35 protein-coding genes are annotated in these 23,518 nt (G+C 38.0%); 34 read left to right on the top strand and 1 reads right to left on the bottom strand.

The genetic code is table 11. The annotated features are described in order from the left end of the window. Positions 1-3 precede the first annotated feature (3 nt). The 8 genes from DOK79_RS02670 to DOK79_RS02635 all read left to right on the top strand — a co-directional run bounded on the left by DOK79_RS02670 (position 4) and on the right by DOK79_RS02635 (position 2,887). Positions 4-312: a hypothetical protein gene (locus DOK79_RS02670; RefSeq protein ID WP_206856942.1), complete on the top strand. Its 309-nt coding sequence runs from the start codon at positions 4-6 to the stop codon at positions 310-312. Further along, positions 309-692: a YopX family protein gene (locus DOK79_RS02665; protein WP_206856943.1), complete on the top strand. Its 384-nt coding sequence runs from the start codon at positions 309-311 to the stop codon at positions 690-692. Before DOK79_RS02670 ends, DOK79_RS02665 begins: the two co-directional genes overlap by 4 nt. After that, positions 689-979, top strand: a complete 291-nt coding sequence (locus tag DOK79_RS02660) for a hypothetical protein (protein WP_206856944.1) — start codon at positions 689-691, stop codon at positions 977-979. Before DOK79_RS02665 ends, DOK79_RS02660 begins: the two co-directional genes overlap by 4 nt. Next, positions 976-1,347: a hypothetical protein gene (locus DOK79_RS02655; RefSeq protein ID WP_206856948.1), complete on the top strand. Its 372-nt coding sequence runs from the start codon at positions 976-978 to the stop codon at positions 1,345-1,347. The genes DOK79_RS02660 and DOK79_RS02655 overlap by 4 nt, the downstream gene beginning before the upstream one ends. Beyond that, entirely contained in the window at positions 1,344-1,580 is a 237-nt protein-coding gene (locus DOK79_RS02650) for a hypothetical protein (RefSeq protein WP_206856950.1), read from the top strand. Before DOK79_RS02655 ends, DOK79_RS02650 begins: the two co-directional genes overlap by 4 nt. A gap of 18 nt (positions 1,581-1,598) precedes the next feature. Then, positions 1,599-1,841: a DUF3850 domain-containing protein gene (locus DOK79_RS02645; protein ID WP_206856952.1), complete on the top strand. Its 243-nt coding sequence runs from the start codon at positions 1,599-1,601 to the stop codon at positions 1,839-1,841. Positions 1,842-1,889: 48 nt separating this feature from the next. After that, positions 1,890-2,177: a hypothetical protein gene (locus tag DOK79_RS02640; protein WP_206856955.1), complete on the top strand. Its 288-nt coding sequence runs from the start codon at positions 1,890-1,892 to the stop codon at positions 2,175-2,177. A gap of 293 nt (positions 2,178-2,470) precedes the next feature. After that, positions 2,471-2,887 carry an ArpU family phage packaging/lysis transcriptional regulator gene (locus tag DOK79_RS02635; RefSeq protein ID WP_207699454.1) on the top strand — a complete coding sequence of 139 codons (417 nt, stop codon included), beginning with the start codon at positions 2,471-2,473 and terminating at the stop codon, positions 2,885-2,887. A gap of 395 nt (positions 2,888-3,282) precedes the next feature. On the opposite strand, the gene DOK79_RS02630 is transcribed toward DOK79_RS02635, so the two are convergent. Then, positions 3,283-3,495 carry a hypothetical protein gene (locus tag DOK79_RS02630; RefSeq protein WP_081308318.1) on the bottom strand — a complete coding sequence of 71 codons (213 nt, stop codon included), beginning with the start codon at positions 3,493-3,495 and terminating at the stop codon, positions 3,283-3,285. Positions 3,496-3,798: 303 nt separating this feature from the next. Between DOK79_RS02630 and DOK79_RS02625 the strand changes: the two genes are divergently transcribed. From DOK79_RS02625 to DOK79_RS02500, 26 genes are all read left to right on the top strand, one after another. Next, positions 3,799-3,936, top strand: a complete 138-nt coding sequence (locus DOK79_RS02625; RefSeq protein WP_171844990.1) for a hypothetical protein — start codon at positions 3,799-3,801, stop codon at positions 3,934-3,936. 19 nt (positions 3,937-3,955) lie between these two features. Further along, positions 3,956-4,183, top strand: a complete 228-nt coding sequence (locus DOK79_RS02620) for a hypothetical protein (RefSeq protein WP_066025403.1) — start codon at positions 3,956-3,958, stop codon at positions 4,181-4,183. Beyond that, positions 4,180-4,491: a hypothetical protein gene (locus DOK79_RS02615; protein ID WP_206855046.1), complete on the top strand. Its 312-nt coding sequence runs from the start codon at positions 4,180-4,182 to the stop codon at positions 4,489-4,491. Before DOK79_RS02620 ends, DOK79_RS02615 begins: the two co-directional genes overlap by 4 nt. Before the next feature lie 28 nt (positions 4,492-4,519). Then, entirely contained in the window at positions 4,520-4,975 is a 456-nt protein-coding gene (locus DOK79_RS02610; protein WP_206855044.1) for a terminase small subunit, read from the top strand. Beyond that, complete coding sequence (locus DOK79_RS02605) at positions 4,968-6,266, top strand: PBSX family phage terminase large subunit (RefSeq protein WP_206855043.1); 1,299 nt, start codon at positions 4,968-4,970, stop codon at positions 6,264-6,266. The genes DOK79_RS02610 and DOK79_RS02605 overlap by 8 nt, the downstream gene beginning before the upstream one ends. Before the next feature lie 10 nt (positions 6,267-6,276). Continuing rightward, a complete protein-coding gene (locus tag DOK79_RS02600) occupies positions 6,277-7,905 on the top strand; it encodes a phage portal protein (RefSeq protein WP_206855040.1) in 1,629 nt (542 codons plus the stop codon). Then, complete coding sequence (locus tag DOK79_RS02595) at positions 7,865-8,077, top strand: hypothetical protein (protein WP_206855038.1); 213 nt, start codon at positions 7,865-7,867, stop codon at positions 8,075-8,077. The genes DOK79_RS02600 and DOK79_RS02595 overlap by 41 nt, the downstream gene beginning before the upstream one ends. A gap of 10 nt (positions 8,078-8,087) precedes the next feature. Then, positions 8,088-8,309 carry a hypothetical protein gene (locus tag DOK79_RS02590; RefSeq protein WP_206855035.1) on the top strand — a complete coding sequence of 74 codons (222 nt, stop codon included), beginning with the start codon at positions 8,088-8,090 and terminating at the stop codon, positions 8,307-8,309. Next, on the top strand, positions 8,281-8,511 hold the full coding sequence (locus DOK79_RS02585) for a hypothetical protein (protein ID WP_206855034.1): 231 nt from the start codon (positions 8,281-8,283) through the stop codon (positions 8,509-8,511). The genes DOK79_RS02590 and DOK79_RS02585 overlap by 29 nt, the downstream gene beginning before the upstream one ends. An 11-nt stretch (positions 8,512-8,522) precedes the next feature. Further along, positions 8,523-9,476 carry a minor capsid protein gene (locus DOK79_RS02580; RefSeq protein WP_206855032.1) on the top strand — a complete coding sequence of 318 codons (954 nt, stop codon included), beginning with the start codon at positions 8,523-8,525 and terminating at the stop codon, positions 9,474-9,476. A gap of 1 nt (position 9,477) precedes the next feature. After that, the gene (locus DOK79_RS02575) at positions 9,478-9,747 is read left to right on the top strand and encodes a hypothetical protein (RefSeq protein WP_142433180.1); all 270 of its coding nucleotides are present in this window, start codon (positions 9,478-9,480) and stop codon (positions 9,745-9,747) included. 284 nt (positions 9,748-10,031) lie between these two features. Further along, the gene (locus DOK79_RS02570) at positions 10,032-10,652 is read left to right on the top strand and encodes a DUF4355 domain-containing protein (protein ID WP_206855031.1); all 621 of its coding nucleotides are present in this window, start codon (positions 10,032-10,034) and stop codon (positions 10,650-10,652) included. Between the two features lie 13 nt (positions 10,653-10,665). Beyond that, the gene (locus DOK79_RS02565; protein WP_206855029.1) at positions 10,666-11,058 is read left to right on the top strand and encodes a hypothetical protein; all 393 of its coding nucleotides are present in this window, start codon (positions 10,666-10,668) and stop codon (positions 11,056-11,058) included. 14 nt (positions 11,059-11,072) lie between these two features. Next, entirely contained in the window at positions 11,073-12,179 is a 1,107-nt protein-coding gene (locus DOK79_RS02560; RefSeq protein WP_206855028.1) for a major capsid protein, read from the top strand. 10 nt (positions 12,180-12,189) lie between these two features. Further along, positions 12,190-12,459, top strand: coding sequence for a hypothetical protein (locus DOK79_RS02555; protein WP_206855026.1), 270 nt, complete (start codon positions 12,190-12,192; stop codon positions 12,457-12,459). 40 nt (positions 12,460-12,499) lie between these two features. Further along, a complete protein-coding gene (locus DOK79_RS02550) occupies positions 12,500-12,838 on the top strand; it encodes a phage head-tail connector protein (protein ID WP_100495087.1) in 339 nt (112 codons plus the stop codon). Continuing rightward, entirely contained in the window at positions 12,835-13,164 is a 330-nt protein-coding gene (locus DOK79_RS02545; RefSeq protein WP_206855023.1) for a hypothetical protein, read from the top strand. Before DOK79_RS02550 ends, DOK79_RS02545 begins: the two co-directional genes overlap by 4 nt. Further along, positions 13,157-13,498 (top strand): HK97-gp10 family putative phage morphogenesis protein, encoded by a 342-nt coding sequence (locus DOK79_RS02540; RefSeq protein ID WP_066025442.1) that lies wholly within the window; start codon positions 13,157-13,159, stop codon positions 13,496-13,498. The genes DOK79_RS02545 and DOK79_RS02540 overlap by 8 nt, the downstream gene beginning before the upstream one ends. A gap of 8 nt (positions 13,499-13,506) precedes the next feature. Next, positions 13,507-13,905 carry a phage capsid protein gene (locus DOK79_RS02535; protein ID WP_206855019.1) on the top strand — a complete coding sequence of 133 codons (399 nt, stop codon included), beginning with the start codon at positions 13,507-13,509 and terminating at the stop codon, positions 13,903-13,905. Further along, positions 13,906-14,412: a phage major tail protein, TP901-1 family gene (locus DOK79_RS02530; RefSeq protein WP_100495085.1), complete on the top strand. Its 507-nt coding sequence runs from the start codon at positions 13,906-13,908 to the stop codon at positions 14,410-14,412. Between the two features lie 42 nt (positions 14,413-14,454). Next, positions 14,455-14,802, top strand: coding sequence for a tail assembly chaperone (locus DOK79_RS02525; protein WP_206855016.1), 348 nt, complete (start codon positions 14,455-14,457; stop codon positions 14,800-14,802). 77 nt (positions 14,803-14,879) lie between these two features. Beyond that, a complete protein-coding gene (locus DOK79_RS02520; protein WP_206855014.1) occupies positions 14,880-15,113 on the top strand; it encodes a hypothetical protein in 234 nt (77 codons plus the stop codon). 16 nt (positions 15,114-15,129) lie between these two features. Beyond that, positions 15,130-18,123 (top strand): tape measure protein, encoded by a 2,994-nt coding sequence (locus DOK79_RS02515; protein ID WP_206855011.1) that lies wholly within the window; start codon positions 15,130-15,132, stop codon positions 18,121-18,123. A gap of 9 nt (positions 18,124-18,132) precedes the next feature. Beyond that, positions 18,133-18,921: a distal tail protein Dit gene (locus DOK79_RS02510; protein WP_206855008.1), complete on the top strand. Its 789-nt coding sequence runs from the start codon at positions 18,133-18,135 to the stop codon at positions 18,919-18,921. Then, entirely contained in the window at positions 18,918-21,737 is a 2,820-nt protein-coding gene (locus DOK79_RS02505; protein ID WP_206855005.1) for a phage tail spike protein, read from the top strand. The genes DOK79_RS02510 and DOK79_RS02505 overlap by 4 nt, the downstream gene beginning before the upstream one ends. 10 nt (positions 21,738-21,747) lie before the next feature. After that, positions 21,748-23,514, top strand: a complete 1,767-nt coding sequence (locus tag DOK79_RS02500) for a BppU family phage baseplate upper protein (protein ID WP_206855002.1) — start codon at positions 21,748-21,750, stop codon at positions 23,512-23,514. Positions 23,515-23,518: the final 4 nt, after the last annotated feature.

Below are 23,518 nucleotides of genomic sequence, written 5' to 3'. Positions count from 1 at the left end.
CAAATGAACTATACACAACAAGAACTGGCTGATTTATGTCCGGAAGATGTGGCTGAATTCATCGATAATGAAGTCTTGCCTGAATATGCAGATGGCTTAAATACAGCAGAAAATGTTGCAGATTTTATGATTGATGAGGCTATTGACCGTTTGAGAATGTTAGAAATAGATTGCGCTGCTTATCATCGTTTACATGCAAAAGTTGCTTTGATTGATCCATATATAGCTTTAAGCCAAAATCGAAAAATACTCGTAGCTTTTATTCAGACTGTTTTTGACAATTGGTATGAGGAAAGAGAGGACAGCAAATGATACCGAAGTTTCGAGCATTAAATATAAAGACAGGATTTTGGTTTGATGAACAAGAATTAGTTTTTTGTGATGGTAAATGGTTCCAGGATTGGCGTAGTTTTGAAGACGACTTTCCGTTGGATATGCGAGATTGCGTTGTTATGCAATCCACAGGACTGAAAGATAAGAACCGTGTAGAGATTTTTGAGGGGGATATTGTGAAAACCCTCGGAGCTGATTTGGAAGAAACTTTATCAACAATAAAGTTTGCTGAGGGAGCATTTTGTGTTGATCACAAAAATCTTGGCACGGAATTTGAGTTTTTGTACTTTGTTGATTCACCTTTGGAAGTCGTCGGAAATATATACAAAAATCCTGACTTATTGGAGGTAGAGCGATGAAATATAGAAAGAAACCAGTAGTTGTTGAAGCAGTGCAATTCAACCCTAGTTATTCAAAAAATTGGAAAGAGTGTCATGATTTCATCGGTGGTTTTAGTGGCGAACGTAATTTTATTGATGAAACTTGGCGTGAAAAAAATAGAAGCGAAAGAATACCTTGTGTTTCCACAGACGATGGAATAAAACAACTTACTAATAAAGATTACATTGTAAAAGATGGATTTGGAAACTTCCATATATGTAAACCAGATGTATTTGAAAAAATGTATGAGGTGGTAGAAGGATGAGCAAGGCGTTGAAATGGCTAGAAGCAGATAGACTTGAAAAAGAGTGTGATAAAAATGTCGATCCGTATAAAACAGTAAATCATAGTTTTTTAGACGGATTCAATTACGCGTTAGCAAATATTCAGATGTCTGAAGAAATAGAACTCAACGACAATCAAAAAATCGTGTTGGAGTATTTGAAAGAAAAGTATCAAGAAACAGACAGCAAAGTATTTTTACCATTCTGGACATTAAAAAACAATTCTGTATTAAGTTGGCGAAGAGAGGAACAACTGTATGCAGTTTATATAAAAATGTCTGGTGAACAGCAATTTGAGATCTTGGCGGCATTCGCAGCATGGGGATTAGAACAGGAGGAAACGGAATGAAATATGTGTATATACCAGTGCTATTTACCGAAATAGCTAAGGGATTAGAAAACAAAGAGTTAAAAGCTAGTAACGTCTATTTTGAAACCGATAAATTCAACGGAGTTCGCTCTCTTTCAGATACAAAATTAGATTTAGAAGATTGTGCTAAAACAATCTTTTATCTGAAAAAAGAGTATAGCGCACCGACTGCAAGAACTGACTTAGCGCAAAAAAAACATAGAAGAACTTGATTTGGAGGAGGGATAATCATGATACACGAACTAAAAATACTACCAGAACACTTCGAAGCTGTCACAAGCGGACGCAAACAATTCGAGATTCGCAAGAATGATGGTGATTACAAGGTTGGTGATCGATTGTATTTAAGAGAATGGAACGGTGAGAATTTCACAGGTGACTCATATAAAGCAGAGGTAACTTATATTACTGATTATGCGCAGAAAGATGGATATGTTGTGATGGGGATTGAAGGACTGGAGGGAGCAAAATGAAAATCAATGAAGCTTTAGAGTTAATGCGATGGATGCGGAGGAGACGTAATGAAACTCAAAGACGAATTTTACACTGATACTTATGGAATTGGTGGCTTGATGATGGATCTACCAACTAAAAATCCTATAAAGCAAGTGGAATCAGAAATTAAAGTCGGCGATATGGTTCGTTGTACAGCAGAAGAGTTCATTTATCCAATCAGAGGGTATGTAGAACGTGTGTACAATCATTCAGCAGTTATTCGCATTGAGAATACGATGGATTGTGACAAAGAACTAGCAAAGAGCAAATCGAATGTTGCAGTGGCTCGATTAGTGGATATGGAAGTTCTATGATAAACACAATATATTGTATGCGAAAATACGTTCCTACAATATATCGTGGAAAAACCTGTGGATACTGTGGATAACAAAAACGACAGCCGACCACTGGCTGTCGTTGGAAGAATATTGAAATAATGAGCCATCTGTTTTCCGCCAGACGGCTCAACATAGATATAAGTAACGAGTGTAATCTCGCTACTTGAAAAGTTTAGCATAAGCATGGGTATAAAAAAAGCCGGATCGCTCCGACTGATGTAATAAACCCGACAAGTTTATTATATCACAAAAAGGAGCGGTTTGACTTAATGCAATTACTAAGAGATGTGGACTTTAGGCAGACAAGATGTAATGCGAGAGATGTGTTGAAAAACTTCCGACGGTTGGAGCGGATGGCAGGTCGTTCCTTGATAGACATTAAGTCACCGATTATAACTGACATGCCTAGGTCGCCAAAACACGGTAACAAAACAGAAGATGCGCTTATTCAAATGATGGATATAGAAGCAGAAAGGGATGCGATTTTAGTAGCTCTGATGAGTTTGAGCCTTATCAGTCGTCAAATACTCTATTATAGTTTTTGCGATGTTAATAAGCACTCTAATTATGAAATAGGACAACTAATTCAGGGGTATGGAGAGAAAAACGTAGAAAAGCTAAAATCCAATGCATTGATCGAATTTGCAGAAGCGTATAAAAAAGGTTCATTGATTAAGTATCGGTAATTTTTTGTAGGGTTTTTGTAGGGATATTGTAGGGTTTTTGGACGAAAAAGCGTGTTAATATGATATTGTCGAAAGATTAGGAAACAGGACTTCGACAAAATAAAAATAATAGAAACATCGTTTGTTATTGTTCCACAATTAAGCTTGAATAGACAGCAATCGAAAAAACTACTCACATGTGTTTTCTCTATACGATTGCTGTCTATTCTAAAATCGTTAATAAACAGACAACAGCTAAAAATAAATCAAATCAAAAAATAGTTCGTTTTCTCCATATGAGCTGTTGTTTGTTTTTCTAATAGGCAGTAGCTAAAAATAAACGACTCTTTGATTGTTTCAACAAGTTACTGTCTATCAAAAATAATAAGTGCTAGCATGTACTATTCCCTAAATAATTAGCCTTTGTGACAAGAAGAGCAGCAATGCTTGCAACCGTCAAAATCCGCATTCGTGTACATCTTTTTCAATGCTAAAATAGCTTGAGAGCAATCCGAATGATTGCCAGCCGATAATTGATTTTGTTTCAAAGGAAGGTAATTGCATGTGCTTTCATGAAGTTCGTGACGGCCTTTGTCATCTTTATTTTTATTAGCAATATAATAAGGCAAGAGAGCATCTCCTTTCGTTTATTTCAATGGTCCCTTTTCATTGATAGTAATATTATACACCAAGAAAACGTTCTCTCAAGTTGTTTTTTGATCGCCGTAGCGAAATTGGTAGACGCAATAAAGGGTGAATATGAGTAATCCATGCAAGGTTCGATTCCTTGCCAGCGACTTTGGTTTACGGTGATCCTACCAGTTATCAAAACCGTACAGAGGTATAGCTGCATCTCATTGCTGAGGTGTTAGTTTTTACATATTAGATCACTCGTTGAGTGGTCTTTTTATTTTGTGAAGGGAGGTCATGTTGTGAAAGAGGGCAAAACTTTTGGCGAAACGCTAGGTGACCTTACCCACGCTTTGGATAGATTTAAAATAGGGATTGGTATGATACTTCGCTTAGATAAATTTATGAATTGGTTAATAAAAACTATAAATATAAACTAGCAAGCAAGGAGGTTACATAATGAGAAACTACTGGTACGTTTCACTATCTAATAGATATCCACCACCAAATGAAGATGATCCATTAAGGGTCGTCCAATCAGTCCAGATAAAAAAGGACTATTCCATCGTTGAAATGACTAGAGAAGCTACGCCGGAAGAAATTGATAAGTGCAAACTTGTTTATTGTGGTCATGGTTATTGGAAAGATGATTATATCCAACAAAATATAGGGAGGTATTTATCATGAAGAATTTTTATGAAGCGGTTTTAAAAACTAATGTTAGCAAAGAGCTATCAAAAGCTTATAAGAAAGCATTGGAAATTGAGAATGGACGTAAGTGGGTAGAAAATCCAATTACCATAAATGGAGAAACTATCACTAATGTGAAACCAGTCTGGGGTGGCTGTTATGCGCATGTAGATATCACAGAAAGCAAAGAAGAAGGTAAAGCAGAATTGATCCTCACTATAGTATCAAGAACTCTGCCTAACTTAAGGGAAGCAGTAAGAAGTTATGAGCTTGATGGAATGGAAATTAGTAACACTAGTTATTAGTCAATATATATATAGGTGGTGATGGAAAGTGAGTAAGTTAAATCCTAAACAACAAGCATTCGCTGATGAGTACATCATCACAGGGAACGCTTATCAATCAGCACTTAAAGCCGGTTATAAAGAAAACTACGCTAAGAATGCACAAGAAAAATTGGTGGAAAAAGGTGGAAAGGTATCCGAATACATCCAAGATAAACTTAAAGAAGTTCAAATTAAAAGACATTTATCTATGGAGGAAGCATTGGCAATCACTGCTTCTATTGCGAAAGGAGAACCGCAACGTTTTGAGGTTATTAAAAGAGATCCGCTTACCAACGAAATACTAGAACGTGAAGTGAGTGAATATTCAGCAGGATTCAAAGAACGTAATCAAGCACTTGAGCATTATTATAAAATTAACGCAGCGTTTGTAGACAAACAGAAAGTTGAGATTACTGAAATACCTACTTTCATAGATGACATAAGCAGTGATGAAGATGGCTAGGAAATTATCTGAATTTCTTCCACCTACGTTTCATTCAGTTTGGAAAGCTACTTTGAATCAAAATATTCTTAATATAGTTTGTAAAGGTGGACGTGGGTCAGGTAAATCATCAGATATAGCGCATATAATTACTCAGTTGCTTATGAGATACGCAGTGAATGCTGTAGGTATACGCTATGTCGATAATACACTTGAGCAATCTATATACGAACAAATGAAATGGGCGATCGAAGAGCAAGGAGTATCACGTTTGTTTAAGTTTAATAAGTCACCTTTAAAGATCACTTATCTTCCAAGAGGTAACTATATGATATTTCGTGGCGCTCAGAATCCAGAACGAATTAAATCTTTAAAAGATAGTAAATTTCCATTTGCTATAGGATGGATTGAAGAACTAGCAGAATTTAAAACAGAAGACGAAGTCACGACTATTACTAACTCTTTTTTACGTGGGGAATTAGGTGATGGTCTTTTTTATAAGTTCTTTTTTAGTTACAACCCGCCCAAGAGGAAACAATCATGGGTAAACAAAAAATATGAGACTTCTTTTCAACCACATAACACTTTTATTCATCACTCGACTTATCGAGATAATCCGTTCATCTCTAAGGAATTTTTGAAAGAAGTTGAGGAAACTAGGAAAAGGAATAAAATTAGAGCTGAGTGGGAATATGATGGTAAAGCTGTGGGATCAGGGGTTGTACCATTTGATAATTTACAAGTGAAAAAAGGTTCTATTACAGATGAAATGGTAGCTAATTTTGACAATATACGACAAGGGCTTGACTACGGTTACGCAACAGATCCGCTTGCTTTTGTGCGCTGGCACTATGATAAAAAAAGAAACAGTATATACGCCATCGATGAGCTTTACGAGGTGAAATGTAGCAATCGTCGTGCGGCACAATGGATCAAGAACAAGAGATATGATTATCAAGATATCATCGCAGAAGTTGAGCCAAAATCAAATGCTGAGATGAGAAATGAACATGATATATCAAAGATAAGGCAAGTTACAAAAGGGCCAGATAGTGTCGAATACGGCGAAAAGTGGTTAGATGATTTAGATGCGATTTATATTGATCCGCTTCGAACACCGAACATAGCCAAAGAGTTTGAAAACATAGACTATCAAACAGACCGAGATGGAAATCCTAAACCTCGCCTTGAGGATAAGGATAATCATACGATAGATGCTACTCGTTATGCCTTCAATGATGATATGAGAAAACAACCAAAACCAGTTAACGTCAAGCGGACGATCGAAACATATAGAAAACTAGGATTGTAGAGGTGATACAGTGGAACAGAATATTCAGTTTTTAAGTGGCAAGCGATTTGATGATGAAGCGAACCTTATTTATAAAGTGCCGGTTAATCAATTACCGAAAAGAGAGATGCTGAATCAGCGTACTGGCGAAGTTGAACAGGCAATCGACTTTGAACATGAAGACGTTTGGAAGATGATTGTTGAGTTCATTAAACACCACCGAGCCAAACAAGTGCCAAGGTTGCAGGAACTAAAACGCTATATGTTAGGAGACAACAACATCAATTATCGTCCGAACAAACCAGAAGGCAGATCGGACAATCGTATAGCAAGTGGCTTTGCAGATTTTATCGTCTCATTTAAGTTAGGCGTATTGTTAGGGAACCCATTGAAATACAGTGGGGATCAGGCGATTGCAGAAAAAATCAACAGATTTGCTAGTCAATCGAATGAAGACTATCACAATCAGTTGGTAGGCAGAGATATGATTGGATTAGGTAGAGCGTATGAATGGATCGGGCGTGATGAGTACGGTAAGGAAACACTAGCTAAGTTTGACGCAGAACAAACATTCGTAATCTATGATAACACCAAAGATCGCAATTCATTGTGTGGGGTTCATTACTATAAAGAAAAGTACCTAGATAAGTCGTGGACACGAGTTGAACTATATACAAACAGCGGATTCAATTATTATCTCATCGCAGAAAACGATGACTTAGAACATGTCAAAATTGAAGATGGTGAAAGTATTGAAAGTTACTTTGACTCGGTTCAAGTTAATGAATGGATCAACAACGAAGAACGTTTGAGCGACTTTGAGCGCGTACTTGATTCCATAGATGCCTATGATCTTTCTCGCTCTGAGATGGCCAACTTCCAACAAGATACATCAGAAGCTTACTTGGTAATTAAAGGCAATCCAGATACTGCAGACGATGAACAAGGCGACAACAGCAAGTTAGATGTACTCCAAGCTATGATGCGAGCGAGAATGCTTGTTTTAGGCGATAAGAAGATATATGACGGCAATATAGCAGGCGCTGAACCTGATGCATATTATCTTAAGAAAGAGTATGACGTTGCCGGAATGGAAGCTAACGATAGTCGAACGGTTGCAGATATCCTTCGCTTCACATCTCTTATTGACTTTACAGACGAGAACATAGGGTCCAACCAGTCGGGCATTGGATTCCGTTTCAAGGGTTGGGGGTCAGACAACGATCGCAAGAATAAAGAGCGTATGGTCAAGAAAGCTATTATGCGCCGTCTACGATTGCTCACTCACTCTTGGAGCATCAAAGATGAATTGAATAAACCTCAAGGCTTGATTGATACAGTCAAAGCCTTTTTTGTTTCCGATGAACAGCAACAAGAGCAACTATACAACAAAGTGAACGAAATCCAAATTCAATTTACACCGAATGTCCCGCAATCAGATGAAGAAATCATGAAAGTTATTGCAGGAATGGTTGGCATCGTATCAGATCAAACGTTGTGCGAAATGGCTGAGCGCTTGACTGGTGTTCCGTTTGAAGAAGAACTGAAACGATTGAAGGAACAAACTGGTTCTGGTGTGTTTGATAGTGATAAAGAAACTAACACGGAGGTAGAGGAAGATGAACGAGAAGAAGATGAAGCAGATAATCGAAGCAATTGATGCTATGAATACAAGCGACCCAGCAGAAGCGGCTGAAAAGCTCTGCAACTATTTAGACGGAATGTATGGGCTAACCGCAAGAGCGTTGCGGATTTTAATGGATAAGTTGGTTGAAGAAGGATTCTCAGAAGAACAGGCCTTTCAATTGGCTTTGGTTATGTCTAAATCCTAGGAGGATATTTATGTTAAAAAATAGATTGAATCGGCTTAGTTATTCCGATGGATTTAGGGTTTTTAAACTTTTTAATTTTGCGTTGACCGTCATATTCTATCGTCTTTGTGGAATTGAGTTGGCGCTTATTTATATTTTATCTAACATCTCGGTATGCCTTATTGCGTTAGAAATTCACACGAGACCAAAGGAGGTTTCTAAAGATGAATCTAAAAGAACAGCTGGTGAATGAGTATCAAAAAAAAGATATCGAAAAGCTTAAAGAGGCTATCGCTGCAACGATGAAAATGGGGAAAACTGAAATGTATTATAGAGCAGATCAAATCAATGATGAGATTCGAAAAGAATTTCAAGAGGGTGGTTTTACTGTTGAAGACTATTCCGATGTACATTCAGAAAAAGCGGGTTTAAAGCTAGTTAGATTTGCTTGGTAAGGAGTGATTAAGTGAAATCACAAGATTACTTCATCAAACGTGAGAAAGCTTGGCAACAGCAACAGATTAAAGATGATAAGAAACGCATGAACGAAATCAAGAAGCGCCTGCAATACGCTCAGGATGCGATACAAAAAGAGATAGACGCACAGTGGGACAGTTTTTCTAATGGACAGAAAATCACTCGTAGCGAAGCGATGAAGCGAGCTGACGAAATGGATGTAAAAGCATTTGCTCGCAAGGCTAAGAAGTATGTTAAAGAAAAAGACTTCTCTCCAACAGCAAATAAGGAATTAAAGCTATACAACCTTACAATGCGTGTTAATCGATTGGAATTGCTAAAGGCGAATATCGGACTTGAACTGATTGCTATGTTCAACGATATGGATAAATATTTCTCAGGAGAGCTTACTAGTGCTGGCTTGAAAGAATTGCAACGTCAAGCGGGTATCTTAGAAATGACGATCGCTAAAAGAGGTTATGCCAAGCTAGTAGAACAAGTAATCAATAGTTCGTTTCGAGCGGAAGGTTTCGCAACGTTTAGCGAACGGCTTTGGATGTACCAAGCAGAGCTGAAAGCTGATTTGGATAAGTTACTGGTACGTAGTGTGACTTTAGGACGTAATCCCAAACAGTTGGCACCTGAACTGAAGAGATTCCTTACTGAAAAAGGTAGAGAGAATACTCGTTTCAATACGGAGCGATTGATGGTCACAGAAACGACTAGGGTTCAGATTGGTATCCAAGAGCGAAGTTATCGTGATGCTGATATTACGAAGTACACATTCATTTCTGAGCCTTCCGCATGCCGTTTATGTTTGCCGTTGAATGGGAAAGTGTTTGATGTTGATAAAATGGAACCAGGAACAAATGCGCCGAATATGCATCCATTTTGTAGATGCAGTACGGCACCATATGTTGATCGTATTGCTTTTGAAAAGATGTTGAAAGAAAGAGGGTTATAAAATGTCTGAACAACTGTTTGTATGCAATAAGTGTGGCAATTATACACCGCTAGTACAAAAAAGTGACAGATTACCAGATAATGTAGAGCATCATTACGCTGAATGTCAATCATGTGGGTATCGGTCAACTTTCTTTTATACTAACCCTAAAATCAAAGCTTTGTTGAATCAACAAAAGAACACCCCATTTCTTACGAAGAAGAAAGAACGATTAACCAAGGAAATCAAAAAGCATATGGATGAATTAAGAAATAAAATTGAATCAGAATAAGTATGTGAAAATATTTAAAGCGAAGCCTTAGTATATTGGGAAAAGGCTTCTTTATTATCGGGGGCTTTGGTAGGTGACAGGCGGCACCTAGGTTCGAATCCTAGCATTCTCGCCCATGTACACCAGAGATAACCGCCTATTTTTTAAACATATAAATTTAGATCGAATAAAGCCTTAGCTTGTTAACTAAAGGCTTTTTATTTTTGTCTAAGCATTGAAGACGTTAAAAGCTATGGAAGTGCAAGCATTTATCCACGTTAAAAGATATGGAAGGAGAAACAAACATGAAGAGTAAACACTTTTTACCTATGAACTTACAATTCTTTGCAGAAGACGACACAACTGATGTAACTCCGGATAATGCATCAGATACAACTGTGGATGGCGAAGAAAAAGGCGGTTCAGACCCAACAGAAGCTGACAAAAAATACACTGATGCTGAAGTTGACAAAATCATTGCAGCGAAATTCGCTAAATGGGAAGCAAAGCAACAACAGGAAAAAGACGAAGCTGCAAAACTTGCCGAAATGGACGACAAGGAAAAAGCAGATTACGAGAAGCAACAACTTGAAGCAAAGTTGGCTGAGTACGAACGTAAAGAAGTGCTATCCAAGATGTCTGAACAAGCAAGCGAAATGCTGTCTGAGAAAGGCGCTAACCCTACGAAAGAAATGCTTCGACTGATTGTGTCGGAAGACGCTGAAACTACGTCAAGCAACGTGAAGACGTATTTAGCATCTGTTGAAGTGGAACGTGAAGCAATCAAAGCGGAATACGAGCGCAAACTAGGTGGTCGAGTACCTTTAGATGGCGGAACCGGCGGATCGGTACAAGGTGAATACGGCAAGCAATTGGCGAAAAAAGCGACAGTGGAAACGCCAAAGCAAACTTATTTTAAAAATTAGGAGGAACTAACAAATGGAAAAACGAGTTTTTGGTTCAAAAAATCAAATTTTAGCTGATGTAAGTAATTATAAGAGTTTATCAGTAGTAGTTGGAGCAACAGGGGTCACAGCAACAAACGGACAGGGTAAGAAATATATCCCAGCTGGTACGCCAGTCGGTGGTGGTGATCCTTTCACCAACGAGCAAGCAGTTGTGACTGTAACGAACACCGCAGAAGTAGCTGAAGGCACAAAAGGTGTATTAATGCATGACGTTGTATTCGATACAGGTGCTACGACTGCTAATGGTACATTACTATACTTCGGTACAGTCAATGAATTCCGTTTAGAAGATACTTTAACAATTGTAGATGAAGCGAAAGAAGCGTTAGACGGCAAAGTTTACTTTGTTAAACGCAATAAATAAGGGGGAAACGAAGAATGAAAGTGAAAATCCATAAAGAAACATTAATGAAAATGAATTTACAGTACTTTGCAACGCTTAATATCTTTGACCTAGTGCAAGCACCAAACATTGCCACTTATTGGGCAGAACGAGCGAATGAGCAACAGCCTTATCTTGGCGAAGAGTTGTTCCCTGCTGATAAACAACTAGGCATGAAGTTGTCTTGGTTGAAAGGTAAAACTGGTTCTCCGGTAGCGTTGCGTCCTTCTGGATTAGATGCTGATGTTATCCCTCGTGGGCGTGAAGGATTTGAAGAATTGATCCAAAAAATGATTTTCTTCAAAGAATCTTACTACATTGACGAAGAGTTGCGCCAAGAGTTGAATATGATTAACCAAACAAATAACCCAGCATATCGTGATGTAGTTGTAAATCGTGTATTTGATGATATTACAGACTTGTTGCGTGGTGCTGCAGTACGTCGTGAAATCATGCGTATGGAACTATTAACCACTGGAGCAATCACAATCCAAGAAAATGGACAAGATCATGTAATCAAATATGACTTACCTGAAAACCACATGGGAAATGCTGATGTTGCATGGAGTGATGTGGCGAATGCTGATCCAGTAGAAGATATCGATAAAGCTATTTCTGTATTGAAAGAAGAAGGCGTGAATCCAGCTCGTGCCATTATGAATAGCAAGACTTTCCGCTATTTACGTCAAAATGCAGCGATCAAAGCGACTATTTTAGGAAACAATGCCAATGCTCAAGCGGCTAAATTATCGAAACAAGCTTTGTTGGATTACATTTCAGAAGAGTTTAACCTAGAGATCGTTATTTACGATAAAGTTTACACTGATTCAAATGGTACGAATAAATTTATCCCAGATAATATGTTTGTTTTATTGCCAGCTCAAACATTGGGCAAAACATGGTTTGGTACTACTCCAGAAGAATCTGACTTGATGTCTAGTCCGAATGTAGCAAATGTATCAGTTGTCGATACTGGTGTTGCTATTACGACTATGAAGAAAGCTGATCCAGTAAATGTTGAGACAAAAGTTTCTATGATCTCGCTTCCTTCTTTTGAGCAAGCAAATGCTGTGTACATTCTTGAAACAATTCCAGAAGGGTAAGGTGATTTAATTGGCTCAATATAAAGTGTTGAAAGAATTCAAAGACACCCACACCAAAGACTTGTACAAAGTCGATAGCACGATTGACATCACAAAAGAACGTGCAGATGAAATCGAAGCTAATCTCGCACGTTTAGGCGGCGAGTTTATCGAACCTGTAAAAGTCAAGCTGACGATCGACGATTTAAAAGCTGAATTGGATGCGCTTGGAGTGGATTACAAAGATGCCAAAGTCAAAGCTGATTATGAAAATTTGTTAGAAACTGCAAAAGAAGGTTAGTCATTCGACTAGCCTTTTTATTTTTTGAAAGGAGGCAGTCATGAACGAAACCTTAGAAGAAGTGAAACGGTCGCTCGAAGTTGATAACGAAGAACTGGACAACCAACTTGCTGACTTTATCAAGCGAATTTCAAACCAGTTATGTGTGCGTTTGGGCTTCTTAGAGAGTGTTCCCGTATCTTTAAACTATATCGTAGTTGAATGTACGATCAAGCGATTTAATCGCAAAGGTAACGAAGGTATGAGCTCGTATGGGCAGGAAGGGGAGTCAATCTCCTACGGAAAACTTTTAGATGAGTTTGAAGATGACATATCAGCATATAAAGAGAAGCAAAGAGAGAATAGCATTCCTCGTAGAGGGGTGGCTAGGTTCTTATGAGATATGACACAGAAGTAACTTTCGTTATCGAAAAAGATGGCTATTATGATCCTGAATTGGGCGAACATGTCGAACCAACTTTAGTAAAAACAGTCAAACTAGGTAATGTTACCGATTTAGGAACTGACCGATCAAAGACTTTGTTTGGAGATATCAAACAAGGAGCTAAAGTCATTCGCTTGCTTAGACCTTATACAAAAGAATGGGATTACGTTTTAATTTTCAACAAGTTAAGGAGAAAAAACGAGAAATTCGAGATTATTACTGAGCGCAACCTTCGATTGAAAAATACTTTTATTGTTCAGGAGGTTTTTAAGGATGGTTAGAAGAGGCGTAAGCATTTATGGAATAGATGCCCTTAGTAAAAAGCTAAAGGAAAATGCAACATTAAAGGACATCAAAGAAGTAGTCAAACTAAACACTGCGGAAATGCAAACCGAAGCTGAAATTAATGCTCCTGTCGATACTGGATTTCTTGAGAGGAGTATTCAATTAACGCTTGATCCAAGCGGTCTTGCTGGCAGGATTCGTGCTACAGCAGAATATGCGGGATATGTTGAGTTCGGAACAAGGTTTACCCCGCAGCAACCTTTTATATATCCAGCATTTACCAAACAGAAAAAAGCTTTCAGAAAAGATCTGAAACGTCTCGTAGAGTAGGGGTAATAATGATTAAAACAAGAGACCAGTATATTTTTGATGAAATGTTCAAGAGAGTAACAAGTTTGGGATATCAAGCCTACGACTTTAAACCTGTGAATGAAGTGGGTTATCCATTTGTTGAGTTTGAGGGAACAGATACAGACCATGAAATCAATAAAACGAATATATTCGGCAATGTAACCCTTGTAATTTCAGTTTGGGGTTTACAAAAGAAGAGGAAAGAAATATCAGACATGGGAGCTAATATTTTTAATGCTGCTATGCAAATAAAAGAAACTGACGGCTATTCTTGGGCCTTAAACATTCAAACAAGCGGAATTCGCATTTTGGATGATGTTTCGACAAATACACCGCTTAAAAGAGCAAGATTATCGCTTGAATTTAAGCAAACAGGAGGAATTTAAATGGCGCTAAAAAAAGGAATTGATGTTGTCCTTTTGTATCGACTTTTGGATAAGCAATCAGAAGAAGATGCAAAAATCGTAACATATCAAACTGAACATACACTTGGAATGTCTCGAAGTACTGATGCAACGGAAACAAAAGATGGAACTGCGCAAAATATTGGAGCAATCGAATATGCTTTTAGTTCGACTGCTTTATATGAACGAGATAGCAAAACAATCAAGATGCTTTATGACGCTTTTATGCAAAATAAAGAAGTTGAAGTTTGGGCTATTGATAAATTAGATCCTCAAAAAGGGGACACAGGTAAATTCGCAGCTAAATACTTCCAAGTATTTATTTCGAATTATGAAGAATCGGCAGCCGCTGAAGACAATGTTGAAGTAAGTATCGAATACGCTGTTCAAATGGTCCATCAAGATGGATACGCAACACTCACTACAGAACAACAAAATGCAGTGCAATATGCATTTACAGACACAAAAAAACAAACACCAGAAGGCTAGGCACTCTTAATTGAGTGCTTTTATTTTTAGGAGGATGAATAAATGGAATTAACGATTAACGGAAAAGAATACAAGTTTATTTTTGGATTTGGTTTTATCCAAGAAATGAACCGTAGATATTCAGTGGTAGAGCAAGGTATGACAATGAAGCTGGGGCTAGATTCTACTTTAATCAATTTCTTTAATGAGGAAATCGAAACTCTGATTGAAATATTAAAAGTAGCAAACGCAACAGAGTCACCACGAGTTGCTGAAAAAGAATTGATTGCCTTGGTTGGTGAAATGGGCTCAGAAAAATTATTCGATCTAGTTCTTGATGAACTAAAAAAGTCGGAATTTACAAAGAAAAAGACAACAACGTTCGAAAACAAAATCAAAAACAGCAAATAGAAGAAGATTTTTACACAACTGTCCAAATAAATTGTCTACGTTATCTTGGGATTTATAACTTTCTAGACATCGATCGAATGACAATAGCGGAATATGAAACAAGGATTATTGCCTATCGTCTTAAGAGGTTAGATGAACAAGAGCTTATACATTACCAAGCATGGGCGAATAGGCAAGTCAAAGCTACTAAAAAACGTGGTAAATACGAGGTTCCTTTATTTGATACCTTCGAAAAATTCTTTAACAAAGAAAAACTTGAAAACAAAATCTTGGGCAAGGATGAAAAAACACCTAGATTTGTAAACTCCTGAGGAAAGGAGGAAAACTATGGAATCATTTACAGTCGAAGCAATTCTCTCGGCAGTCGATAAAAATTTCACATCTACAATGAAGGACGCAGATAACTCAATGGGCGGCCTTAACGATAACACCAAAAAAACAAACACTTCTATCCTCGACATCGCAAAAGGTGTCGGGGTTTTTAAGTTGGTTGATTCGGCAATAGGTGTTGTCACAAATTCATTAGATGGAGCTATTAATCGTTTTGATACATTAAAGCGATATCCTAATGTGATGCGCCAACTCGGTTATTCAACAGATGAAGTCGACCGTTCGATGTCTAAACTAACAGAAGGTATTGATGGATTACCAACAACTCTAGACGACATTGTAAAAAACGCTCAAAGCCTAACGATGACTACTGGTGATTTAGATAAAGGTACTGAGTCAGCAGTTGCTTTGAACAATGCGTTTTTAGCTAGCGGGGCAAGCTCTGCAGAGGCAAGCAGAGGATTAACTCAGTATACTCAAATGTTGGCTAAAGGAAAGGTCGATATGACATCTTGGAATTCCCTTACTGATACTATGGGTCTTTCATTGGGAGAAGTAGCGAAAAGTTTTGGCATGACTGGTGCGGCTGCGAAAAATGATTTGTATGATGCGTTGAAAGAAGGAACGATAACTTTTGATCAATTTAACGATAAAATGATCGAAATGTACGGCATCGGGACCGAAGGTGCTGAGTTGGCTAAAGCTAATTCAAAAGGTGTTGCGACTTCAATTGAAAACTTGAAAACAGCGGTAAAAAACGGAATCGCTGGTATTTTAGAAGAAATCAACCTGTTGTTAGGTGGAAGCGAGGACTTCAATGCTATTGCCGCTACAATAGACAAAGCAAAACCAATAATAACTAATGCGTTTATAGCCATTAGGGAAGCCATTCCACCGGTTATAGAAGTTATAAAACAGCTAACCAATATCCTCAAACCCCTTACTCCCGTAATTATTTCGGTCACAGCAGCTTTTGTAGCTTATAAAACTGCTATATCAATAGTAAGTTTAGTTACTAGTCTATCAAAAGCTATGACAGTTCTAAAGGTTGCTTTTGCTGTAGGTAACGATGTAAAGTTACTCTCATTTGCGTTGGGAAACATGGCCAATGCAAGCAAACTAGCAGCGGCAGGTCAAGCAATTTTAAATGCAGTTATGAGCTTAAATCTGTTTGCAGTTGTCATTGCAGCAGTTGTAGGATTAGTAGCCGCATTTATTTATTTTTGGAATACAAGTGAAGCGTTTCGAGATTTTTGGATTGATCTATGGGAAAGTATTCAGGAGATAGTTCACGCCTCTGTAGAAGGGATTAAAAATATTTGGGTTGGCATTTCAGAATGGTTCAAACAAGCTTGGAACGGGACGACTGAATGGTTTAGTGATCTATGGAATGGGATTAAGGATATTTCAGATAAAGCATGGACAACTATACAAAAAGCACCGGAAAACGCTGCGAGTTTTGTCCGAGAAAAATGGAGTGAGCTAACTTCCTTTTTCACCAATTTATGGTCAGATATTACTCAATCGGCGTCTGAAGCATGGGAAAACATAAAGCAAAGCACCTTAAATATAGTTGATGGGATGATTTCCAGCGTCAATAAACAATGGGATAACTTGAAAAATACAGCATCAAGTATTTGGAAAGCAATAGCTGATCAAATTAAAAGCTCACTTGATTTTATATTGAAATATATAGGGCCTTTTGTCTCAAACTTTTCTAAGGTATTTTCTAATATCATCGATGCAGTAAAATCAATTTTTGCCGAAGTGAAAAATATTATCTTAAATGCTTTTGAAATTATCAAAGCATTGATTGCTGCGCCATTGCTTTTCATTATCAACTTAATTACTGGCGACTTTCAGCAAATGAAAGATGACTTAGACATGATATGGGGAACACTGGTCGAATCGGTACAAAATATTTGGTTGTCGATAAAAAATATATTCACCGTATATATCGGGACCATCATAAATAGTGTATTACTATTGTGGGATGGATTCAAACAATCGGTGATTAACATCTGGACTGAGGTTTATAATCAAGCAAATATTATCTGGAATCAAGTGAAGTCATTCTTCGCTAATTTATGGATAACCATAAAAGACAATGCCGTACAAATGTGGACAGGGCTGAAGCAATCGATTGTTCAAACATGGGAAGACACTAAAAATAGTGCAATTGAGATCTGGACAAATCTAAAAACATGGTTCTTTGAAACGATTGATACCATCGTCCAAACGATTATTGATAGTTGGACAGGATTAAAACAAGGTACGATTGATTTATTCAATAATACAGTCGAAGGATCAAAAAATATTTGGAATGCTTTTAAAGAGTGGATAAGTAACTTAGTGACGCAGACAAAGGATGGCGTTGTCCAAGGTTGGGAAAATCTAAAACAAGGGACCATCAACATATTTAATCGTATGGTCAATGGTGTCCAAGAAATCTGGGATAGACTTGTAAATGCTGTTAACGATACCGTTAAAAAAGTTACTGGATTGTTTGACACGCTTAAGGAAATTAATCTGTGGGAAGCTGGAAAAGCAATCATGGATAGCTTTCTAGAAGGGCTACAGAATGCTTGGAAAGCAGTTCAAGATTTTGTCGGTGGAATTGGTGATTGGATTCGTGAAAACAAAGGACCGATACAGTATGATAGAAAACTTTTGATTCCGGCGGGTAATGCGATTATGGAAGGTTTAAACAAAGGTCTCACATCGGGATTTGATGAAGTTCAAAGTACTGTTGAAAGTATGGCTAGTATTATTACGGATACTTTTGATAATTCACCGGAGATTGATTTAGCTTCCAACCTGCAAAAAGCCAATAGCAGTATTTCTACTCAGGTCGAACATAATGTGAATATGGGTGGTTCAACTAAACCGGCGATATTTAATGTTAATTTAGGTAAACAATCATTCCGTCTGCTTATCGATGATATCGCGCAAGCGATGGGCGAAGGTGCAGAACTTAATTTAGAATTTTAGGAGGGAAATATGGAGAAATGGGAGAATAAGATGTATGGATTTAATGATACAACGATTAACCGAGAGAATCCTAACCGCTTCCTTCCTACCTCTGCAATGATGTATGACGGAATGTACTTAGAAGATCTTGTGGAAGGGTATCAAACGTTGAAGGTTGAAGGGAGAGAGATGTTGTCTCTGGAAATTGAGCAACAAGGGATCCAAATTGGCTCATTTATAACGAATCAATCATTACCGTCTAGGACAATCTCTGTTACGTATAGGTTAGAAGATAACAATCCAGAAAAGCTTCAATTCAAATTCAAAGATTTATTGAATTTTTTGTATCGAACAGAGGATGTAGAGATCAGATTTCGAGATGAAAGTGATTATTACTACTATGGTCGTTACGCAACGGCAGATAAAGTTGCAGGTGATTCTAATTCCATTATATCTACTTTTACCATCTATTGCGCAGATCCGTTAAAGTACACACGAGAAGTTGTAACGGATGGTTATATTGGAAATACGATGCGATTTCCAATAACTCCAACCAAGATAAAGGTTACTTTAGAAAAGAGTAATGCTATAAGAGTTACAAATGGGGAACAAACAATTAGTGTGAATAATGCAGCGATAAAACCAGGAGATCAATTAGTATTTGATTTTGTGGATGAAAAACTAATGGTTAACGATGAAGACTGGACATCTGTCATTGATTTAGAATCTGATTTTGAGAATTTTATTTTGCGACAAGGTCAAAAAGTTGTCTGCAACAATGGAAAACTTAGTGTTTTTTACAGGGGGGCGACAATTTGAGCGAAACAGTCTATTTTTTTGATCATCTACAAAAAATGATTAAAAGAAAAAACAAAAATAAACTAATTGAAGTCACTCAAGAAAAGGAAATAACGAAGGATCAAAGTGAGCTAATGAAAGATATTCTATATGTAACAGTGGCTTACGATAAAGAAATTGAAGATGCTCGTTTTATGGCGGTTCGTGAAAGCGAATCGTCATTTTCGTTGTATCGAATAATTAAAACAAATGATCCGAAGGAAATGTTGGAATTCACGGGGATTGGGTTTGCGCCTGATGAGCTAGATGGCTATATTATCAGAGATATTAGGCCAAGTGGACAGCCAGTATCCTTGTTGCTAAATCGGTTAATCGAATTTACTGATAATAATTGGCGTGTTGAATATGTAGCCCCCACATTACCAGCAATTACAACCAATTTTTACTACGTTTCTGTGCGAGAGGCTTTGAAAGAACTACAAACATTCGGTATGGAGTTTTCTTTTCGTTGTTCTCTAAGCTCAGACGGAATTAAAGATAAATGGATTGAAGTGTATAAGCAAATAGGTAAGCATTCGAATATGCGGTTTACTTATGGAAGTAAAGCACTCTCTGTTGTAAAAGAAGTTGACAGAAGCTCAATTGCGACTTCTATTATTGGCAGAGGACGTGGTGAAGAAGTCGGCGATGGTTATGGTCGAAGAATCGAATTTGCGGACATAGAATGGAAAAAATCAAATGGCGCACCTTTAGACAAACCGTTAGGAGAAAATTGGATTGAAGATCCGGAAGCAACAGCAAAATTTGGTATACCGCAACCTAATGGAACAATGAGGAAACGAGAAACAGTTGTGATTTTCGATGATATTGAAGATCCAACAGAGCTATTACAAAAAACTTATGAGACATTGGTGGATGCTTCCAGACCTTTGGCACAGTTTAAAGCTGAGGTGACAGGAAGTGATGTCATTGGAAATACAGTGACAATTCATAGACATGATCGTAATTATCACTATCGTACTAGAATCTTCAAAGTGAGAATTAACCGTTTAACTGGCCAGACTTCAATTGAGTTGGGTGACAATTTAACCAAAGATGCACGCAGACAATCAGCGCAGATTTCGAATAGTATTTCTAATCTGGAATCAAATAAGATGACCTTCTACGAATCAACTGAAATCGGCAAATTTCAAGATGACATCATGCGTGGCGCAGGGAAAAATGGTGGTTCGATCCTTTTGATGAATGGTCAAGAAACTGGTATTTCTGACGGCAGAGAGCCGTATCAGATGGTTTTTATGAATGGTAAAAGTATTGATACATCTGACCATTTTTTAGTTATGAACTCAGATGGAATTGGTTTTATCGAAGGTGATTTCTGGACCGATGAATTCAAAACTGCATGGACGATTGCTGGTGTGTTTAACGCCAATTTTATTCAAGCCGGAAAGATTAGGGCAGATATCTTTGAAACTTCGTTCAATGGCGCTGGCGATCAATTGAAAATGGCTAATGGCATTATCCAAGCCATCAACAATGGCGCAAAAATTATGGAGTTGACAAAAAATGGGATGGAATATTTTTATGAAGGTTCGAAAGTTGGTGGCATGTCCACTATCGGCAACCCTTTTCCAGAACTTATTCTTCCAGAAGGACAAAAAATTGAAGGGAATTCAATATTTTTAAGAACTGAAGGAAACAACCGATTTATTGGATTATCTGCAAGGAACGGAACTGGAATCATCGTTGGAATGAATCAACTATTTATGATTCAGAGAAGGCTGGATATGATAATCGATCAAGTTCAAGTGACTGGTAGATTAGATGTAAAAGAATTATATGTGAATGGTGTAAAGATAGACAGTAATGGCGGAGGTGGTAGTGGGGGTGGAAATGGCGGTAGTTGGAATGGTCAGTACCCACCAGAAATTACTTCGGATCGTGATAAACGCTATTGGCAAATTTGGGCAATGGCAATCGGCGCAGGATTCACACAACAAGCCGCTGCCGCTCTTTTAGGAAACGCTCAAGGAGAATCTGATGCAAATCCTACTGCCGATGAAGGAAATGGTAAACCAGGATTCGGTTATGGCGTATGGCAGTGGACAGATAGTACAGGGGCAAGTAGTGGTCGTGTATATATGATTAATTTAATGACTCAAGCAGGAATCACTGAAAATCCTGATACAATCACTGCACAGTTTCAATTGTTAATGTGGCATGCACCAAATGGCCAATGGATGGCAACCAACGCCTACCCTTATACATGGACACAATTTATGGGACTAACAGATATCGCTACCGCAACAAGAGCGTTCGAAAAGAACTTTGAACGACCATTAAATGATCACCCTGAAAGAGTCGGCTGGTCAACTAATTGGTACAACCGGTTTAAAGATTTATCTATCCCGCAATCAGCTGGATATATTACGCCAATTAGCGCACCTGTTCAAGTGACTAGTGAATTTGGATGGCGTACAAGTCCTATCACCGGTGCCCAAGAATTTCATAATGGAATTGACTTGGTGAATAACAATCCGAATACACCTATCTTTGCTTCGAGTGAGGGAGAGGTCATTGTTGCAGGAGCAGAATATTTTAGTTGGTACGGTAATTATGTAGTCATCAGACACTCAGATGGTATTTACACGGGTTACGCTCATTTAAGTAGAGTAGACGTTTCTGTGGGGCAAAAGGTTTCGCAAGGGCAACAATTAGGATTGATGGGAACAACTGGTCCATCTACAGGAGAACATCTTCACTTTCAATTTATGGATGAATTTTATCCTTCTTCAAACGCTCGGTTCCATAATCCCCGTAATTATATAAATTTTTAGGAGGTAGGGTATGACACAAACACAACATAAAATTATCTTATCAACAACCGAACCTAATAATGGAATCAATCTAATCCGTATTAGGCAGGGGGATACGATGACGCAGAAATTTGTCGTCGAAGTAGTCGAAAACGGCGAATTAAAACCATTTGGTGGGTTAGTTCCATTTTTTATTAACACGACAAAATTTCATGAAAAACAACCAGTCGAACAAAGAGTGCAAGAAGTTTCTCCAAGTCAAGGGAGATTGATCTATACATTAAGCGAACCAGATTGGCAATGGGGCGGTGAAAATACGGCCCATTTTAGCTTCCGATCACTAAACGGTGACGGAACTTGGAGCGAACAGTTCAGCACACAAGATTTTAATTATCGTGTGATGTCAGGGATTACACAAAGTGATATTAGAGATTCAGCTTACGTGTGGACCTTCGAAGATTTATTGCGAAAATTTAGAGAGTATATGACCAGTGGGCAAAACGACTGGGAACAGTGGATAAAAGATAATAAAGAATTATTAGATAGTGTGGACCCAGGTGGCGTGATTCTGAATATACTGAATGATGCGAAAGGGGATCATGCGACCTTAGCAGAGCGATTAAATGAATTTGAGTTTAATGAGTTTGATGTTGCTGTTGAAACGAGTCAGATTCAATATGGACTGACAAATAATTTTTTTGATACAGCAAACAACAGTTACGAAGAAGTAAAACCAAGAGATGCGGAAGCTGTCATTAATTCAATTGATGATAGCAAGTTTAACATGGCATTCATTACTGATATTCACGCTGATTCACATGTACCGACACCGGCAGGCGATTCGTGGGACAACGGACGCACAGAATTCGTTTCTACACGTCGTTGGAAAGCAATCACTCAATTCCAAGAATTAGGAAATGAATGTGACGTAATGGTGTACGGTGGAGATAATGTAGACGGACGAGATTCAGGTATTACCTTTACGCAAGAAGTGCCAGGTAATGGAGTAGTCAACCGATACAAAACGCTAAAAACTGTTGAAAGATTCGCTCGAGCAGCTACTTTTTTACAAAGTAAACCGGTGATGATCTGTTGGGGCAATCACGATCGTGGTGGTGTACCTCACAATGGCAATCGAACACAGTTCAATATGTTAGCACCTGCCGATTTAGCTAAGAACTTTGAAGGTGCTTACGGAGGGATAATTTTTCCTGAAAAGAATGTAGCAGTTTACCGATTAAATACAGATGATTTTAGCTCCCAAGTCGATGAAAATGGCAAATGGTTGGAGGCTTACGGTCAAGGTCCAGCCGGGGCTGGAAAACAAGGTAATTTTAACAAACAACAATTAGTTGATTTTGGTCGTTGGCTAGAAAAGCTCGATCGTAAGTATCATGTAGTGCTTGCAGGTCATTTCCCACTGCACAATGAAGAAACGATAGTTGCAAATAAAACTCAACTACAGATGCTAGTTGACGGTTTCAAACAAGGTGGGAATGTCACAATCGATTTTACAAATTGGGATTCAGTTGACGATTCAAATATTACAGGTGAGTACACGTTTTACATGAGCGCAAAAGGTCCAGGAGTCGTTGTAGGTTACTTCTGCGGACATTATCACGCATTTAGTCTGAGACAAATGGGAACAACAAGAGTTGTGATCGGTAACTGCTCAATGACAACAGAAGTGAATACACCAACTGAGACAGGTTTTTATAAAGTTGAAATTGATGTCACGAAACGTTTAGTTAATGCACGTGGCGTTGGTCGATGCAGTGACTTTACATTTTCTTATTAGGCGG

Origin of the sequence: Enterococcus sp. DIV1094 (genome assembly GCF_017316305.2) — a bacterium.
Classification (GTDB): domain Bacteria; phylum Bacillota; class Bacilli; order Lactobacillales; family Enterococcaceae; genus Enterococcus_B; species Enterococcus_B mangumiae.
Note: the sequence above shows the minus strand (reverse complement) of the source record. Positions and strands in the feature narration are given on the sequence as shown.

Coding starts and splice junctions, on each gene's coding strand:
- DOK79_RS02540 (WP_066025442.1), top strand. CDS start 13,157: ATGGTTAGAAGAGGCGTAAGCATTTATGGAATAGATGCCCTTAGTAAA.
- DOK79_RS02595 (WP_206855038.1), top strand. CDS start 7,865: ATGAACGAGAAGAAGATGAAGCAGATAATCGAAGCAATTGATGCTATG.
- DOK79_RS02620 (WP_066025403.1), top strand. CDS start 3,956: ATGAGAAACTACTGGTACGTTTCACTATCTAATAGATATCCACCACCA.
- DOK79_RS02585 (WP_206855034.1), top strand. CDS start 8,281: ATGAATCTAAAAGAACAGCTGGTGAATGAGTATCAAAAAAAAGATATC.
- DOK79_RS02605 (WP_206855043.1), top strand. CDS start 4,968: ATGGCTAGGAAATTATCTGAATTTCTTCCACCTACGTTTCATTCAGTT.
- DOK79_RS02520 (WP_206855014.1), top strand. CDS start 14,880: ATGACAATAGCGGAATATGAAACAAGGATTATTGCCTATCGTCTTAAG.
- DOK79_RS02550 (WP_100495087.1), top strand. CDS start 12,500: ATGAACGAAACCTTAGAAGAAGTGAAACGGTCGCTCGAAGTTGATAAC.
- DOK79_RS02530 (WP_100495085.1), top strand. CDS start 13,906: ATGGCGCTAAAAAAAGGAATTGATGTTGTCCTTTTGTATCGACTTTTG.
- DOK79_RS02650 (WP_206856950.1), top strand. CDS start 1,344: ATGAAATATGTGTATATACCAGTGCTATTTACCGAAATAGCTAAGGGA.
- DOK79_RS02535 (WP_206855019.1), top strand. CDS start 13,507: ATGATTAAAACAAGAGACCAGTATATTTTTGATGAAATGTTCAAGAGA.
- DOK79_RS02640 (WP_206856955.1), top strand. CDS start 1,890: ATGAAACTCAAAGACGAATTTTACACTGATACTTATGGAATTGGTGGC.
- DOK79_RS02665 (WP_206856943.1), top strand. CDS start 309: ATGATACCGAAGTTTCGAGCATTAAATATAAAGACAGGATTTTGGTTT.
- DOK79_RS02670 (WP_206856942.1), top strand. CDS start 4: ATGAACTATACACAACAAGAACTGGCTGATTTATGTCCGGAAGATGTG.
- DOK79_RS02515 (WP_206855011.1), top strand. CDS start 15,130: ATGGAATCATTTACAGTCGAAGCAATTCTCTCGGCAGTCGATAAAAAT.
- DOK79_RS02635 (WP_207699454.1), top strand. CDS start 2,471: ATGCAATTACTAAGAGATGTGGACTTTAGGCAGACAAGATGTAATGCG.
- DOK79_RS02500 (WP_206855002.1), top strand. CDS start 21,748: ATGACACAAACACAACATAAAATTATCTTATCAACAACCGAACCTAAT.
- DOK79_RS02525 (WP_206855016.1), top strand. CDS start 14,455: ATGGAATTAACGATTAACGGAAAAGAATACAAGTTTATTTTTGGATTT.
- DOK79_RS02545 (WP_206855023.1), top strand. CDS start 12,835: ATGAGATATGACACAGAAGTAACTTTCGTTATCGAAAAAGATGGCTAT.
- DOK79_RS02645 (WP_206856952.1), top strand. CDS start 1,599: ATGATACACGAACTAAAAATACTACCAGAACACTTCGAAGCTGTCACA.
- DOK79_RS02560 (WP_206855028.1), top strand. CDS start 11,073: ATGAAAGTGAAAATCCATAAAGAAACATTAATGAAAATGAATTTACAG.
- DOK79_RS02565 (WP_206855029.1), top strand. CDS start 10,666: ATGGAAAAACGAGTTTTTGGTTCAAAAAATCAAATTTTAGCTGATGTA.
- DOK79_RS02655 (WP_206856948.1), top strand. CDS start 976: ATGAGCAAGGCGTTGAAATGGCTAGAAGCAGATAGACTTGAAAAAGAG.
- DOK79_RS02570 (WP_206855031.1), top strand. CDS start 10,032: ATGAAGAGTAAACACTTTTTACCTATGAACTTACAATTCTTTGCAGAA.
- DOK79_RS02575 (WP_142433180.1), top strand. CDS start 9,478: ATGTCTGAACAACTGTTTGTATGCAATAAGTGTGGCAATTATACACCG.
- DOK79_RS02615 (WP_206855046.1), top strand. CDS start 4,180: ATGAAGAATTTTTATGAAGCGGTTTTAAAAACTAATGTTAGCAAAGAG.
- DOK79_RS02660 (WP_206856944.1), top strand. CDS start 689: ATGAAATATAGAAAGAAACCAGTAGTTGTTGAAGCAGTGCAATTCAAC.
- DOK79_RS02510 (WP_206855008.1), top strand. CDS start 18,133: ATGGAGAAATGGGAGAATAAGATGTATGGATTTAATGATACAACGATT.
- DOK79_RS02590 (WP_206855035.1), top strand. CDS start 8,088: ATGTTAAAAAATAGATTGAATCGGCTTAGTTATTCCGATGGATTTAGG.